Source organism: Streptomyces xantholiticus, assembly GCF_014651015.1.
In the GTDB taxonomy this organism is placed as follows: domain Bacteria; phylum Actinomycetota; class Actinomycetes; order Streptomycetales; family Streptomycetaceae; genus Streptomyces; species Streptomyces xantholiticus.
In genome coordinates, this window is sequence record NZ_BMWB01000006.1 from 112,471 (window position 1) to 127,541 (window position 15,071).

A 15,071-nucleotide genomic window follows, 5' to 3' on the forward strand; every position below is an offset into this window, starting at 1 on the left:
GTCAGTGGGCGGGGCTACTGTGCTGCCACATGAAGATCGATTCCCTTCTCGAGGATCTGGAGAGCGACGACGCCGCGCGGGTGGAGGCCGCGGCCGCACGGCTGGCGGCGCAGGCCGACATCGTGGTGCCGACGCTGCTGCAGGGTCTGGCCGGAGTACAGCGGACCGCTGAACTCAATTCGGTCATACGGGTGTTGAGATACATCGGGCCGCCGGCCCTCGACATCCTCCTGGCGGCGTGGCGCCGGAAGGAGGTGACGGACTGGCAGGCGGGCAGGCTCCTCGGGGTCTTCGACGAGCGCTCCGCCGACCAGTACGCGTCTCTGGCGGCCGATCCGCACTACGGCACGTCGGGCAACGGCTTCCAGGGACTTGTCAGGCTGAGGACGGACTCCGAGGCCGGACTGCGGGCCCTGGTGGACTGTTACGCCCGCAGCGGCCTCGTCCCTTACAAGGCGTCCGACTACGCCCGCTTGCTGCACGACTCCTTCCGACCGCGGCTGCGCTCCCTGCGCCGCGATTCGGCCGCGTCCCCGAGGACCAGGCGGGGCGCGATGGCGGCGCTGGTGGCGGGCGGCGGGGTCGACGCGCTCGACGACCGCGACCGGGCGGCGATCGAGCGGCTGATCCGGGTGAAGATCCCGCACGAGACGCCGAGGCTGCCGTCGTCGACGCTCAGTGGCTGGTGGATGGCCGTGCCCGGAGCGTCGTACGAGGGCGTCTTCGAGGCCCTGGGCCTGCACGACCCGCGGCCCGTCACGGTCGCCGCGGGCGTCGGGGCGTCGGAGGGCAGGGAGATCCGGGTGCCCGGGCAGGACGGCACCGCCCGCACCGTGGGGCGGGCCTTCGTCACCCCGGAGCTGGACGGCTGGCGCCTGGTCTTCGGCTCCTTCGACCTGCTGGTCGGCGACGACCCCTGGTACGACATGATCGAGACCGTCGAGCGGGTCAGCGTCCACTGCGGCCAGGCCCAGTTGTTCTTCCTGGACGACGCCGGCGGCTCCGACGTGTGGATCGTGGCCGAGAACGGCCGGGTGATCCGCCAGTACGCCGCCGAGAGCGACCCCGAATGGGAAGGCGAGCCGCTGCCGTGGGAGACCCTCGCGGTCGACGACGAGGGCTACGACCCCGAGTACGACGGCGTCCCGCCCAACGCGGGCACCACGGGCGCCCGATCCGCCTGCGCGTACCTCTCGGTCGACCCCGGCGAGGTCGGCCCACACACCGAGGTACGCGGCCACGGCTGGCTTGCCCTCACCGCACCGAACGTCAGCCACGGGGCATTCCCCGGCACCCTCCGCATCTGACGCTCACCAGCGGAGAGATCCGGCGGCGGGGGCACGTCGGACCACAGCCCGTCGCACCCTCGCCGTCAGCGCTTCGGGTGCGTGGTGCACGCGTTGGGCGGGACATCGTCGTACGCGGCGCCAGTGGTGCCGTCTTTTCTGCCCACCAGGATTCCTCGTCACATCATCGGTGAGCAACAGTCCCCGAGTTCCGCGTTTCTTCCCCAGTTCCTGGCCCGACTGAGAGTGCCTGGACCTGGGCCTGTTACCTCGTCCGGGTGACCGCAGGCCGTTCTGACCCAACCTCGCCCGTAGTACGCAACCCTCATCCCTGTCGGGCTTCCTTCAGTCTGGGTGAAGTCGTGGAGGCGTCGGTTGGCTCTGGCCGTAGTACGCGATCTGCGCGAGTAGCGGGCGCCGGTGAGCGGGGAGGAACTCGCCGAGTTCGCGACCGATGTCCTGGCGGGGTTCGTGCTCGCACGGGCTCGGCCGGTCTGGTCGACAGCACGATCCGCAACGACACCAACCACCTGGAGCTGATCCGGGACTGGTTCGGCCGTCCGCTGTGGGAGATGGAGCCGGCCGGCGCCGACGTCTACTTCGGCAAGGTGCTCCGCGACGCCAAGCCTTCGACGCGGACCGGGCGGGCGGGGGCGCTGGCAGTGTACTTCCAGTTCCTTGAGCTGCGGCACAAGGTCGAGTTGCACAACCTCACCGGCCGTGTGGTGGAGTGCCCGCTGGACGAGATGAACCGGCCGCGGGCCTCGGTGGAACCGCAACTGCGGATCCCGCCCAGCGAGGCGGAGATCGAGGAGCTGTTCGCCGGATGGCGTGAGGAGCTGGTGACCTGCCGCAAGTTCGGCCCGGCCGCTCGCAACTACGCGGTCGCCCGGCCGGCGGCGGACGTAGGACTGCGGATCAACGAGGCACGGATGCTCGACCTGGACGACGTCCGGTGGGAGCTGGGCCGGTTCGGCAAGCTCAACGTCCGGCACGGTAAGGGCACCTCCGGTACCTCGGCTGCCACCGTGGACAGCTCCGCTCAGCACCACTCCATCGCCCAGCACGACCCGGCCATCAGCAAGCACTGGCACGCCAAGGTCAAGTGCGACATCGTCCGCAACGGCCACACCTACACCAAGCGCACCGCATGGGCCAACGGCCCTACCGAGCAAGCGGCCGTCAACACCGCCAAGCGCAACATCCCCGTCGAGAAGGGCAGCTACAAGCGACACTGCCGCACCCTGGAAAGCTACCGTCGCTGACCCGCACGGGCGCCGCGCCCGGAGATCGCAAAGGCGGGATCTCCGGCGGCGCATCCCTTGTCCCACCGGTATCCTGGGGGAAGGAGGCTCCTATGACCGTCCAGAGCAGGCGCGTCTACGAGATCCACGTTCCCGTAGGCAAGGACGCGCAGGAGTTGCAGGAAGTCATCTCGTTGATCCTGTGCCCGGTCCCTGACCACGCGCCGCCCTGCCCCGTCCCCTGGGCCACCGCCGCAGTCGGGACGCAGATCAATGTCGGGCTCTACGCCACCGAGGGAGAGGCCAACCGGCTGCTGGTCGAGATCGCCACCGTCGCCAAGGGGGCGAACGTCACCTTGCACCATGACGTGGACCCTGCCGACTATCAGGAGCTAATCCGGCAGTACGAGATCGAAGCCGGTCTCCGCTAGCTTGAGGCGCTGGGCCTCGCCGCCGGAGAGGGCGGGGGTGTCCTCGCCGAGGGTGAGGTAGCCGAGGCCGAGGTCGCTCGGGGCCTTCAGGCGGGCGCTGGATCCGCACCCTGTGCGATCCCTGGCGCCATATCCGGCCCAACGGGCGCTGGACGCTCGGGAATCTCCGACAGCACCGAGGCCCCGGCAGAGCGCCGGGGCCTCGGTGCTGTCCCGAAGTCAGCGCAGCAGGGCCGTTACTGGATGAGGGCGCGAAGGACGGGGATACACACACCGGCGCTGGTGATCCCGGCGATGATGGCGGCAGCCACGGGGGCGCCGGTGAACACAGTGAGCCCGCCGATGACGAACCCGATCATGGCCGCGGTGAGCAGCACGACGGCGGTGTGCGTGGACAGGAACGGCTCCCCAGCGGGGCCCGGCGAGGCCGGCTGCTGGGGATTCTGGGTAGTGGTCATGCCCCGACTCTGACCCCTAGAAGGGCTGTGGCCTGCACCGATGGAACGCATCTGCAGAAACCCGATCAGCTGACCCGCAAGGCTGCACGGCGGTGGTGTTCGCCCGAACATCTGCCATGTTTCCTCAACCAGGAAGCCTTTCACCAAAGTTCGGTGCTGTTCGGTCCATGGAGCGTTAACCTCCCGTAACGGCGCGGGGCGGGAACGGCACGGGGGAAGAGTGTGGTGGCCGAAGGCACGTATGAGGCTCTGCTGGAGGAACAGGCAAGCCATCTGAGCCGTCTGCGGATCGAGCGGGGCAATCCGTCCCTGCGCGCCATCGAGGAACGCGCGTCGAAGCTGTTCACTCAGGAGAAGGCGTCACTGCCGATCGCCACTCAGAGTGCTGCCTTCAACGGCAGGTATGTAGGCCTGGACAAGCTGATGTGGCTCGTTCGGTCCCTCATGTCCTGGGATCAGTACGGCGATGACTGCACCCCACCTGGGCGCAGGGCACCCGAACTCAACCAATGGCGCACCCGCTGGGTACAGATCACGCTCGCGCGACCCAAACGCCGCAAGCCCACAGCCTCACCAGCGGACGGCATGCTGAGCGCACCGGGGTACGACCCCTCCAGCGGCCGGACGGACCACCCGGTGCACGTCATCTGGCTGCTCGACTGCTCGCACTCGATGAGCGGGGAGAAGGCTGCACAGCTGAACTACGCCATGAGGGAGGCCATCGTGGAGATGCGCGAGGTCGCGAAGATGCACCCCACCGTGGGGCTGGAGATGCGGGCGGGGATGTTCAGCGCTGGCGCTCGGTGGCACATGGAAGGGCCGGTCGACATCGACCTCGCGATCTGGCGCGATGTCTACGCCGATGACAGTGGCGGCGATGGGGCCTGCGACATGGGCGCAGCCTTCCGGCTGGCCGCCAGCGCCCTGCACGTTCCACCGATGCCCCAACAGGCGCCGCCACCGGTGCTGGCCTTGGTGTCCGGCACGCAGCCGACGGACGACTGGCGCTCCGGGCTGCGCGAGCTGGCTGCCACTCCATGGGGCAGCCAAGCGGTCCGCATCGCCATCCCGGTCGGCGCCGACGCCGACCGCGGTGTGCTCGAGGAGTTCCTGAGCAACACCGGGTTGAGGCCGATCGACGCCGGCGCTGCCCCTCGTCAAGTCGCTGCGGCCATTCGCTGGGCGGCGGAGACCGTGGCCGAGCCGTGGGCCGCAGATGATGACGACGTGTGGTGACCGCCTTCGGGCCGTGACTGCCCTGGCCACATCGGTACGGGGTATGAGCAGGCCGATCAGCCAGGACACCGTACGCCCGACAGCCTGCGAATCGAAGGCGGTTCCCTGAACGCCGGGGAGCCGGAGGCCATGATCGTTCTCACCGGCACTTTCTGTACGCCAACTACTCACGACCGGAATAAGCCGGCAGGATCCGTGACACGTTCGTCAATGGCACCCGATCATGTCAGCGTCGTACCCGCGGCATCCCCAGTCCGATCCAGGAGATGATCTCGCGCTGGATCTCGTTGTTGCCGCCGCCGAAGGTGAAGATCACGGCGGAGCGGTAGCCGCGTTCCAGTTCGCCGCCGAGGACCGCCCCGGCGGAGCCCTCCTTCAGCGCCCCCGCCGCGCCGACGATCTCCATCAGCCAGGCGTAGGCGTCCCGCCTCGCCTCGGAGCCGTAGACCTTGACCGCGGAGGCGTCCTGCGGGGTGAGGGTGCCGTCCTGGACGGCGTTCACCATCTGCCAGTTGAGCAGTTTCATCGCTTCGAGGCGACTGTGGGTGCGGGCGAGCCGGCCCCGTACCCAGCCGAGGTCGATCACCCGGCGGCCGTCGGCCAGTTCGGTGTCGGCGGCCCAGCGCTGGACGTCGCGCAGGGCACGGATCGCCATGGTGCCGTGGGCGGCGAGGGTGACCCGCTCGTGGTTGAGCTGGTTGGTGATCAGCCGCCAGCCCTTGTTCTCCTCCCCGACCCGGTGCGTGAGCGGGACGCGGACGTTCTCGTAGTAGCCGGCAGTGGTGTCGTGGGAGGCGAGCGTGTTGATGAGGGTGCAGGAGTAGCCGGGGGCGGACGTCGGTACGAGGAGCATGGTGATGCCCTTGTGGGGCGGGGCGTCCGGGTCGGTGCGGACCGCGAGCCAGACCCAGTCGGCGGTGTCGCCGTTGGTGGTCCAGATCTTCTGCCCGTTGACGACGTACGCGTCGCCGTCCCGTACGGCCCGGGTCTTGAGGGAGGCGAGGTCGGTGCCGGCGTCGGGTTCGCTGTAGCCGATGGCGAAGTCGATCTCGCCGGAGAGGATCTTCGGCAGGAAGTACGCCTTCTGTTCGTCGGTGCCGAACTGCATGATCGTCGGCCCGACCGTGTTGAGCGCCATCAGCGGCAGCGGCACCCCGGCCTGGGCGGCCTCGTCGAAGAAGATGAACTGTTCCATCGGGGTGAGGCCACGGCCGCCGTACTGCTCGGGCCAGCCGACCCCGAGCCAGCCGTCCGAGCCGAGCCGCCGGATCGTCTCGCGGTAGAAGCGTTTGCGGGCGGCCGGCTCCGCGTACCGCGCGTAGGCGTTGTCGGGGACGAGCCCCGCGAAGTACGTGCGCAGTTCGGTGCGCAACTGCTCCTGCTGCGGCGTGTATCGAAGGTGCACGGCCCCTCCAGGCTCTCGCGGTCCGTCCCTTGCGCGGCGGCGCACACAGTAGAACGTGTTGCAGTAAACCGGAAGGGGCGTGCGGGGCCGCTACAGCGAGGCGTACACGGCGTCGACGAGGGCCATCTTGCGCGGGTCGTCGGCGATGTGCGGGCCCATGCGGTTCATCACGTACCCCATGGCGATTCCGGCCTCCGGGTCGGACAGCCCGCACGAGCCGCCGAAGCCGTCGTGGCCGACCGCTTTCGGGTTGGGCCCGTACGAGCCGTTCCTGCCGCTCAGCCACAGGCCGAGACCGACCTCCGTGTCGTGCGCGAAGCCGGCGCCGAGGACCAGGTCGCGGCAGGTGCCCTGACCCTCGCGCAGACGCTCCACGGCCTGCTCCGTCAGCACCCGGTGTCCGTCGAGCTGCCCGCGGCCGGCGAGGACGCCGTACAGCGAGGCGACCGCGCGGGCGGTGCCGTGGCCGTTGGCGGCGGGGATCTCGGCGGCGCGCCAGGCGGCCGAGTTGGCCGCGGCCGCGCCGGTGACCGGGTTGACCAGGGCGGCGAGTGCGACGGGCTCCAACTGGGCGAAGGCGGCGGCCTGTTCGCTGCTCTGCGGGATCGACGGATGCACCAGCTCGGCGACCCGCCCGGCCTCGGCCTCCGGCAGGCCGATGGTGAAGTCGATCCCGAGCGGTCCGGTGATCTCCTGCCGCAGGAACTCACCCGGCAGTTGCCCGCTCACCCGGCGCACGACCTCACCGACGAGGTGGCCGTAGGTGATGGCGTGGTACCCGGAGCGGGTGCCCGGCTCCCACCACGGCTCGGTGGCCGCCAGACGTGCACAGGTCAGCTCCCAGTCGTAGAGCTCCTCGAGCGAGTGTGGTTCACGCAGCCCCGCCAGGCCCGCCCGGTGCGAGAGCAGATGGCGTACCAGGACGGCCTTCTTGCCCGCCGCGGCGAACTCGGGCCAGTAGTCCGCGACCGGCGCGTCCAGGTCGAGCAGCCCGCGGTCGGCGAGCACATGGGCGCACAGGGCGGTCGGGCCCTTGGTCGTGGACCAGACGTTCACCAGTGTGTCGCTCTGCCACGGCCGGGTCCGCCCGCGGTCCGCCCAGCCGCCCCACAGGTCGACGACCTTCTCCCCGCCGACGAGCACGGTCACGGCGGCGCCGAGCTCACCCCGCTCGTGGAAGTTGTCCTCGAAGGCGGCCCGCACCGCCGAGAAACGCTCGTCGCAGCGGCCTTCGATGTTGATGGATCGCCCCGCCATGTCCGCCTCCGTCACCTCGCCCTGCGCGGAACATACCGACTGGTCGGACAGCAAGGGAAGGGGGCGTGCGGCACCCGTCCACCCGTGAGCGAGGATGGAACGGCAAGATCCCGATCCCGGAAGGACGAATCGATGGCCGACGACGCCATAGTGCTGCGCACCGAAGGCCGCACCGGACACATCACGCTCAACCGTCCGCGGGCCATCAACGCGCTCACCCACCCGATGGTGCGCGCCGTCGACGCGGCGCTCGACGCATGGGAACGCGACGACGACATCGACGCGGTGGTCATCGCCGGGGCCGGTGAGCGCGGGCTCTGCGCAGGCGGCGACATACGCGCCATCCACGACGACGCGCGCGCCGGCGGGCGCGCATCGGTCGCCTTCTGGCGCGACGAGTACCGGCTCAACGCCCGTATCGCCCGCTACCGGAAGCCGTACGTCGCCCTCATGGACGGCATCGTGATGGGCGGCGGCGTCGGCGTGTCCGCCCACGGCAGCGTCCGGGTCGTGACGGAACGCTCCCGGGTCGCCATGCCGGAGACGGGGATCGGCTTCGTGCCGGACGTGGGCGGCACCCATCTGCTGGCGCACGCACCCGGCGAACTGGGCACCCACCTGGCGCTCACCGGCGATGCGGTCGGCGCGGGCGACGCGCTGCTGCTCGGGCTCGCCGACCACTTCGTACCGTCCGAGCGACTCACCGGCCTCACGGCCGCCCTCACCTCGGCGGCCCCTGCCGAAGCGGTTCGGCGCCACGAAGCGCCCGCGCCCGAGGGGGAGTTGGCCGCCCACCGCGGCTGGATCGACCACTGCTACGCCGCCGATTCGGCGGAGGAGATCGTCGAGCGCCTGACGGCCTGCGGGGAGCCCGCGGCCAAGGAAGCCGCGGAGACGATCCTGACGAGGTCCCCCACGTCCGTGAAGGTGACGCTCGCCGCGATCCGGCGGGCGCGGACGCTGGGCCGGCTGGAGCCCGTCCTGGAACAGGAGTTCCGCGTCTCCTGCGCCACGCTGGCCACCCCGGACCTCGCCGAGGGCATCCGCGCCCAGGTCGTCGACAAGGACCGCAGGCCACGGTGGTCGCCCGCGCGGCTCGACGCGGTCTCCGACGCGGAGGTGGCGGCCCGCTTCGCCCCTCTCCCGCCGGGCGAGCCGGGCCTCGGCCTCACCGACTGAACCGACACCCCGCCCGCACGAACCCCCATCGGGTCCGTCAGCGCTGCGGACGCAGCAGCAGCACCGCCATGTCGTCACCGCGGTTCGGCGTCGTCGTGCAGTCGCCGATCAGGCTGTCCGCCAGCACCTCCAGCGGCTGGTCGGTGCCCCGTTCGAGCCGCCCCGCGAGTTCGGCGAGCGCGTCGTCGAGGTCGACGCCCGGGGCCTCGATCAGCCCGTCCGTGTAGAGCACCAGCACCGATCCCGTCGGCAGCGGCACCGCGGTCGTGGGGGCATCGATGCCCAGCAGGGGGCCGCCGGCGAGATCGAGGACGTGGACGCGGCCGTCCGGATCGCGCAGCAGCGGCTGCGGATGGCCTGCACGGGGCAGGCCGGCCATGACGGCCATTTCGAGGACCGGCTCGGTCTCTGAGAGCAGGTAGACGGCGCCGGAATGGGCCTGGACGTCGTCCAGCATCCCGGCGAGGGCGAGCGACAGGAGGGGGTGGGAACCGTCACCGCCGTCGCCGCCGCCTGGCGGCGTGGGCCGGGAGGAGCGCCGATCGGACACGCGACCACCTCCTCACAGAGCCCACGACCAAGGCTGCCCGCTGCCGAGGTGTCCCGCACGGCGGGCCCGGGGGCCTGCGGCGCCCGCAGGGCGTGGCTCGGCGAGGGCTGCTCGCAGCGCCTCCGGGGCGAGTCGGGCCGTTGGGCACGACCCGTGCCGGCCCGACTGTTTCGGGCGGCGTCCGCTTCCCGTTCGGGGCCGGCGGGGTGGGGAAATCCGCCCTCCCCGCCCCTTCCCGAAACCGGGGCTCCGCCCCAGACCCCCGACGCCCCGGCCCCCGGCAACCAGGGCTCCGCCCAGTCCACTTGCGAGTGACGCCTCAGCCGCGGGCCCGGGCCGCCCTGGACCCCGCCACGCCCGAAAGCGCGGCCGGCCCGGCGACCCGGCCGTCCCCAGGACCCCGGCGACGCACACGGACCCCGGCCCGTCCCGGCGCCCAGCGTGGCGAGCGGCCCCCAGGCCGCCCCGGCAACCAACCTGGCACACGGGCCGCGGCCACACCCGAAAGCGCATGGCCGCCCCGGGGCCCGGCCGCCCACACGGACCGGGCCGCCCCCGGGGGAACCTGCTGCGCCCGGCCCAGCCGGGGCCGTCTGGAACGGACCCCAAGCCGCCCCGGGCACCGCCTGGCTCACCGACCGGCCACCCGGGCCCAGGCCACACACGGACCCCGGCCCAGCCGGGACCCGGTGGAACGGGCGCGCAGCCGCCCCGGGCACCCGCCCGGCGAAGGGGCCGGGCGGATGCGGGCAAGCGTCGCCCGGTCCGAGCCGCCGCAGGCGGCCTACGCGGCCTTGTCGCGCATCGTCACCACATTCGCGCGGACCCCTCGTGTCGTGCCGTTGACCGTCACCGCCAGCGTGAACGTGCCGGCGCGCAGCGCCGAGAGGCGGCCTGTCCTCGGGTCGAAGGACGCCACATGGCGGCCCCGCGCGTCGTCCGCGGCACCGATGTGGAGGTTCGGCGAGCCGGACCAGTCCGCGCTGACGGGGAAGGTCACCGGGACCCGGCGCGCGCCCTGGACGACCGTCGCCTTCGCCTCGCCGGTGTCGCCGGGCCGCAGGACGACCGGCGACTGCAGTTCCAGCGTGTCGACATGGGCCCGGGTCTGGACGGAGACCCAGTCGGGCCGTGCCTCCCACGGTGCCCGTCGGGCGGCCGCCCGCTCGGCGTGCGAGACGTCGTCGACGCCGACGAGCGACCAGCCGGTGAAGCCTCCTTCGCCGGCGGGTCCGGACGGCGCCTTGCCGGAGTTGCCGTTCACGAGGTACGGGACGCCGTCGACGTGCGCGGCGTGAAAGACACCGACATGGCTGCCGATCAGCCCCGCGCCCTTGCCGGTCGTACGGCGGAACTCCGCCAGCCAGTCCTCGATCAGCGCCGCCTCCTTGCGGTCGCCGAGCCGGCTCCCCTGCTGCACGGTCGGATCGCGCGGCGGGACGTGCTCGATGACCATGACGGAGCCGATGAGGGGGTCGGCGGCGGCCGCATCCAGCTGTGCCCGGAGTTCCTCGATCTGGGCGAGGCCGCCGCCGCGCAGGGTCAGGCTGGAGGTGTCCAGGGTGATGAAGCGGGTGCCCCGGTGGTCGAACGTGCGCTGCGCGGGGCCGAACTCGGCGACGAAGTTGTCGATCCTTCCACCCATCACCTCGTGGTTGCCGGGCACGTAGTACCAGGGCAGTTCGTCCCCCAGCTCCTCGGTGAGCACTTGGCGGGCGAACGCCAGATCGTCCGGGGAGCCCTCGTCGACGAGGTCGCCGTTGACGACCAGGAAGTCGGGGCCGGCGGCCTTGATCTCGCGGAGCGTGCGGCGTGCCTGCGCGACGATCGGGCTGTCGGGGGCGCGGGCTACGAACTGTGCGTCGGACATCACGGCGAACTCCCAGTCGCGCCGCTCGGTCACGGCCGCCGGGTCGATCAGCGGGTCGGCGACGGGCGGCATGTCGGGCAGGTCGACTGCCGGCGGCACCTGCGCGTCGAGCCCGTCGATCACGATCCGCCCGGTGTACTGCCGGTTGGCGGCGGTCTCCGCGAGATAGAACCGGTGGACGGACAGCGGCGTCGCCGCGCCCTGCGGGACGGCGAACTTCACCTGCTGCCAGCCGGTCCAGGTGATGTACGGGCCGCGCAGCAACTGGTCGGAGCCGGCGGCGTCCTTGAGGTGCAGGGTGGGCCAGGCACCGTTGCCGTCGCCCTTGATCCAGAGCGTGAAGGACTGCGGCTGTCCGGCGACGGCGATCCGCTGCGGCGGATTGGCGTAGGCGGCCCTGGTCGCGGTCGACTTGGTGAAGTCGTAGGAGAGTTCGAGGCCGGTGCCGCCGTGTCCGTCCGGTGTGGCCGCCACGGATCCGCTCGCCCGGGCCTGGGTGAAGGTCCAGGACGCGGCGTCGTCGAAGCCGGTGACGCCCTGTTCGGCGAGGCCGACACTGACGGCGACCACGGTGGTCACGCCGCCGACCCTCGCGCTGATCAGCCCGGCCGTGCTGCCGCCGGTGCGCGCGGCGACGGTGAACGAGCCGCTGCCGTCGTCGCGGACGTCGAACAGGTCGGGGTCGTAGTCGAGCCGTACGTCGGCGGGTTCGATCGGCGCGCTGCTGCCCTGGGCGTCATGGCCGAGGATGCCGAAGGTACCGACGGCGCCCGGGTCCGAGAGGGAGACCCGGCGGGTGGTCGGTTCGATGCGGGCCAGGTCGTCGAGCACGGTGAGGCGGATGTCGCCGTGGGCGGCGGCCCGTTCGGCGCGGACGTCGGTGGTGCCGCTGCGCCGGGCGCGGAAGACGCCGTCTTCGTCGACCCGGCCGACGGAGGGACGCAAGGACCGCCAGTGCGGCTCGCCCGCGGCGGGCCCGTAGGTCTCGTCGTAGCCGGCGGCGGTGAGCCTGCGGGTCAGTCCGGGGAACACACGCTCCGGGTGGCCGCCGACGACCGGGTCGGCGGTGGGCGCGGACAGCGCCGGCACGGCGGTCTCCACCCAGTAGCCGTGCAGTTGCCCGCTGCCGTCGGGGGCGGTCAGGGCAAGGCCATTGGGGACCTCGCGCTCGCTGCCGTCGGAGGGGCTGTTCTCCACTTGGAGCGCATCGCTGCCGACGTCGCGGGCGACAAGGGTGGAGGAACCGCCGCCGTCGAGGTTGAGCGCGTTGTGCGCGCCGGCCTTCTTCATCATCAGACCGAGTTCGGTGAGGGTGACACCGCCGCTGTCGGCCTGACGGCCGTCGACGGTGATGATCTGCATCGTGCGGCCGTCCTCGGAGAAGCCGACGGCGGTACGCGGTGCGGTGGTGTTGTTGCCGGCGCCGTCGTGGTTCTGCGGTACGCCGTCGGCGACGAGGAGTTCACGGCCGCCGACGGCCGTGCGCGGCACGGGGCCGCTGTCGGTCCGGGGCCGGTACTCGATCTTCACCGGCTCACCGGGCTTCAGCGCCGACAGGACGGCGGCCCCGGCCTCACGCCCCACGAGCACGGTGGTGTCGGCGGGCACGGCTCCGGTGCCCGGCCGGTCGGCGACGGTGACGACCTTGCCGTCGCGGACGACGGCCTCCGCGACGGGCGTGGCGGCGTCGACGGTGAGCGCACGGTCCGCCTCGCCCCAGGCGGAGGTGTACGCGCCGATGCCGCCGGCGGGCACGTTGGCGGCGTTGTAGGCGCCGAGCCGGTGCTCCCCGACGGGCACGCTCAACGTGCCGTCGAAGTACAGCTGCAGCACGCGGCCCGCGCCTTCGGGGCCGATGCCGACGGCACGGTGGGCCCCCGGGGCGGGTGAGTGGGTGATCCGGCCGTCCTTGATGCCGGCCCCCTGTGGTGCACCGGTCTGGTTGATGTCGAAGAAGTCGGCGTTGACGGCGGCGACGGTACGACGGCCCTTGCCGGGATCGTGGCGGGCGGCAAGTTCGGAGACGGTGCCCCGGCCCGTGACCCTGCCGGACGACAGGTAGTCGGCCTGTATGCCGCTGCCACCGAGGTCGACGGAGAGCGCGTCGACACGCAGCCACTTGTCGGCCTCGAGCCGGTCGTACGAGGTGAGCTCGACGCCGGGTGCGACGGGCCGGGAGTTGCGGGCGGTCTCGATGCCGTCCTGGTCGGCGACGGCGGCCTGGCTTCCGCCGGGGTCGCTGGCCGGCGGTGGCGCGACGGGCCGCAGTGTCCCGGCCGACTCCCGTGGCGGTGGTGGTGGGGGATCGGCGACCGCGGGAGCGGTGGCGCCCACCGCGAGTGCGGTCAGCGTCGCGGCCAGCACCACCATGTGTCCTGCTCTGCCAAGGCCCACAACATCTCCTGGAGTTGGCTGGTTGAGCACGCAGTAAGCGCTGTCGGCGGACAGCATCGCCGGGCCCGGAGAATCGCGCCAGAGTGTGGGAGTGACGGACGGGAGAACACATGTGGCGCCTGGCGTTCGCGTGACACCGGCGTCCTGATGGAGCGTCAACCATCGCCCGGAGCAGGGCTTCCCCTGTTCGGCGCACCAGCCTCTGCCACCGACGGCGGTGAGCCCTTTGGCCAGTCGATGCGGGTTTACGGACGTCGAGGTGCTCGACAGCACTTTGCGGACGCGAGGGGGCATGCGGGCCGTCTGCGTGGACTTCGGGACGAGAGGGTCGACTTCGACGGCGAGGTCACACGTGCCCGTCGACGGGACCACAGGATGGTGTGCCGGTACATCAGCGGGCCGCCGCCTGCACCTGACGTCGTACGACGAAGGGGCGGACGGGCCGAGTGGCCCGCCCGCCCCCGCCGGGTCAGTGCTGGGCGCTGCGGCGCTTGCGCGCGGCCCACATGATGCCGCCGCCGGCCAGGATCACCACGGCGGCCGCCCCGGCGATCAGCGGGGTGGCGCTGGAGCCGCCGGTCTCGGCCAGGCCGCCGCCGGGCGCGCCGGTGCTCGGCTCGGCCGAGGGCGTCGCGGGGGCGCCGGTGCTCGGCGTGGGGCTGGGGGCGGGCGAGGACACGCTCGGCGTAGGCGAGGGGGGCGTCGTCGACGGGCTCGGGGTGTCGTCGTCGCAGACCGGCGCGGTCCGGGTCTCGTCGCGCGAGAACTGGTCGCCGTCGCCGGCCTTGACGATCAGGCGGACGGTGACCTCCTTGTCGTGCGCGGGGAGTCCGAGTTGGTCGTGGAACTCCTTCTTGAAGGTCTTCGTCGGCAGCAGGTCCTTGCCGTCCACCGTGATCGTCACGGTGTTGTCCTGCGTGGGGCTGTATGCGGTCAGGTCGACACTGACCTGGTCACAGGTCACCGACCACACCGGCGTGTGCGCGAGGGCCGGTGCGGCCGAAAGGCCGACGCCGAACGCGCCGGCCGACGCGACGGCTATGAGCGCTCCGGTACGCCGCCACGTTCTTCTGATCTCGGTCACTGATTCCTCCACAATTACCGCGGTCTTCGGTCCGGCGGTGCGCGCACAGTACCGCCAGGGCCGCGCGGCTTCGCAATCGACAGACCCCCTTTACGCATTGGGCGGCTGAAAAAGCGTCAGTCCAGGCCGCGGCGGGTGGCACGGGTCCAGGCGGGCAGAACGAACCAGCACACCACGAACCACACCACCATGGCGACGACGAGCCACAGCGCGATGGTGTCGTCGAGGACGACGCGCAGGATCAGCAGCAGCGCGAACGCCATGGTGCACAGCAGCAGCACCAGTCCCAGCATGGTGAGGCGGGAGGCCCAGGAGACCGTCTCCGGCTTGAGCCGCCGACCGGTGAGCATGCGGTGGAACGCGACCGGGCCGACGAGCACCCCGGTTGTGGCGGCGCCGAGTATCACGGTCACGGAGTAGATCGTCTGGTCCGTCCGGGACAGTTCTTCGAAGCGTGGCTGAAACGCGACGGTCAACAGGAATCCGAAGAGGATCTGCACCCCGGTCTGCGCCACCCGCAATTCCTGGACCAGGTCGGCCCACTTCCGGTCGGCCCTTTCCTCCTCGGTCTCGTCGCGTCCGGGTCCGCCGTTTCCCTTTCCGTCGCCATTTCCCCTGTTCCGGTCCATCACACTCAGACTCCATTCCCATCGGGCGTGTGTGCGGCAGGAAAATAC

12 protein-coding genes are annotated in these 15,071 nt (G+C 71.5%); 5 read left to right on the forward strand and 7 right to left on the reverse strand.

Features of this window, described 5'->3' with window-relative positions; translation table 11 throughout:
* Window positions 1-29 precede the first annotated feature (29 nt).
* From IE198_RS12540 to IE198_RS12550, 3 genes are all read left to right on the forward strand, one after another.
* Entirely contained in the window at window positions 30-1,307 is a 1,278-nt protein-coding gene (locus IE198_RS12540; protein ID WP_189885821.1) for a hypothetical protein, read from the forward strand.
* A gap of 551 nt (window positions 1,308-1,858) precedes the next feature.
* Entirely contained in the window at window positions 1,859-2,551 is a 693-nt protein-coding gene (locus tag IE198_RS35125; RefSeq protein ID WP_229833868.1) for a site-specific integrase, read from the forward strand.
* Between the two features lie 92 nt (window positions 2,552-2,643).
* The gene (locus IE198_RS12550; RefSeq protein ID WP_189885823.1) at window positions 2,644-2,961 is read left to right on the forward strand and encodes a hypothetical protein; all 318 of its coding nucleotides are present in this window, start codon (window positions 2,644-2,646) and stop codon (window positions 2,959-2,961) included.
* A 236-nt stretch (window positions 2,962-3,197) separates the two neighbouring features.
* Here IE198_RS12550 and IE198_RS12555 read toward each other — a convergent pair whose 3' ends face one another.
* Complete coding sequence (locus IE198_RS12555; RefSeq protein ID WP_189885824.1) at window positions 3,198-3,419, reverse strand: hypothetical protein; 222 nt, start codon at window positions 3,417-3,419, stop codon at window positions 3,198-3,200.
* A gap of 225 nt (window positions 3,420-3,644) precedes the next feature.
* On the opposite strand from IE198_RS12555, the gene IE198_RS12560 reads away from it, so the two are divergent.
* Entirely contained in the window at window positions 3,645-4,655 is a 1,011-nt protein-coding gene (locus IE198_RS12560) for a vWA domain-containing protein (protein WP_189885826.1), read from the forward strand.
* Between the two features lie 226 nt (window positions 4,656-4,881).
* On the opposite strand, the gene IE198_RS12565 is transcribed toward IE198_RS12560, so the two are convergent.
* Both IE198_RS12565 and IE198_RS12570 read right to left on the reverse strand, forming a co-directional pair.
* Window positions 4,882-6,060, reverse strand: coding sequence for an acyl-CoA dehydrogenase family protein (locus tag IE198_RS12565; protein ID WP_189885828.1), 1,179 nt, complete (start codon window positions 6,058-6,060; stop codon window positions 4,882-4,884).
* A 90-nt stretch (window positions 6,061-6,150) separates the two neighbouring features.
* The gene (locus IE198_RS12570) at window positions 6,151-7,317 is read right to left on the reverse strand and encodes a serine hydrolase domain-containing protein (RefSeq protein ID WP_189885830.1); all 1,167 of its coding nucleotides are present in this window, start codon (window positions 7,315-7,317) and stop codon (window positions 6,151-6,153) included.
* Window positions 7,318-7,449: 132 nt separating this feature from the next.
* On the opposite strand from IE198_RS12570, the gene IE198_RS12575 reads away from it, so the two are divergent.
* Window positions 7,450-8,496, forward strand: coding sequence for an enoyl-CoA hydratase/isomerase family protein (locus IE198_RS12575; protein ID WP_189885832.1), 1,047 nt, complete (start codon window positions 7,450-7,452; stop codon window positions 8,494-8,496).
* A 37-nt stretch (window positions 8,497-8,533) separates the two neighbouring features.
* On the opposite strand, the gene IE198_RS12580 is transcribed toward IE198_RS12575, so the two are convergent.
* From IE198_RS12580 to IE198_RS12595, 4 genes are all read right to left on the reverse strand, one after another.
* Complete coding sequence (locus IE198_RS12580; protein WP_373299834.1) at window positions 8,534-9,046, reverse strand: PP2C family protein-serine/threonine phosphatase; 513 nt, start codon at window positions 9,044-9,046, stop codon at window positions 8,534-8,536.
* A 784-nt stretch (window positions 9,047-9,830) separates the two neighbouring features.
* The gene (locus tag IE198_RS12585; protein WP_189886048.1) at window positions 9,831-13,286 is read right to left on the reverse strand and encodes a phosphodiester glycosidase family protein; all 3,456 of its coding nucleotides are present in this window, start codon (window positions 13,284-13,286) and stop codon (window positions 9,831-9,833) included.
* Window positions 13,287-13,779: 493 nt separating this feature from the next.
* Window positions 13,780-14,394, reverse strand: coding sequence for an LAETG motif-containing sortase-dependent surface protein (locus IE198_RS12590; RefSeq protein ID WP_189885833.1), 615 nt, complete (start codon window positions 14,392-14,394; stop codon window positions 13,780-13,782).
* Between the two features lie 116 nt (window positions 14,395-14,510).
* Window positions 14,511-15,023 (reverse strand): DUF6328 family protein, encoded by a 513-nt coding sequence (locus IE198_RS12595; RefSeq protein ID WP_189885834.1) that lies wholly within the window; start codon window positions 15,021-15,023, stop codon window positions 14,511-14,513.
* Window positions 15,024-15,071 lie beyond the last annotated feature (48 nt).